This is a genomic window from Vibrio sp. 10N.222.49.C9 (assembly GCF_041474985.1).
Classification (GTDB): domain Bacteria; phylum Pseudomonadota; class Gammaproteobacteria; order Enterobacterales; family Vibrionaceae; genus Vibrio; species Vibrio crassostreae_C.
In genome coordinates this window covers 1-323 of the sequence record NZ_JBFRVD010001125.1, presented here as the reverse complement: position 1 = coordinate 323, position 323 = coordinate 1, and the positions used below count along the sequence as shown (strand labels likewise).

Genomic DNA, 323 nt, shown 5'->3' with positions numbered 1-323 from the left:
TATCATCGTACTGGCAGGGTCTAGCGTCGGCTTAGTGGGCCTGTTTAGCCTCTACCCAGAGCTGTACACTATTTTAAAATACGCGGGTGCGGCTTACTTGTTGTTCATGGCGTGGTCTATTGCCAACCTTCAAATAGAAGAAAGCACCACGGACAAACGTTCAGGCTTTGTTTCCGGCGTATTGGTTCAAGTATTGAACCCTAAGGGTTGGATTGCTTCTTTAACCGTGTTCTCACAGTTCATCACCCCAAATGCGGACTACCTAATTCAAGTAGTGACCATCATTAGCGGCATGGTCATAACCGGTGTACCTTGCATGTTGG

The 323-nt window shown here is 47.4% G+C and carries 1 protein-coding gene; it reads left to right on the top strand.

Features of this window, described 5'->3' with window-relative positions:
* The coding region (locus tag AB4585_RS27185; protein WP_372171852.1) for a LysE family translocator at positions 1-323 on the top strand (323 nt) is incomplete at both ends.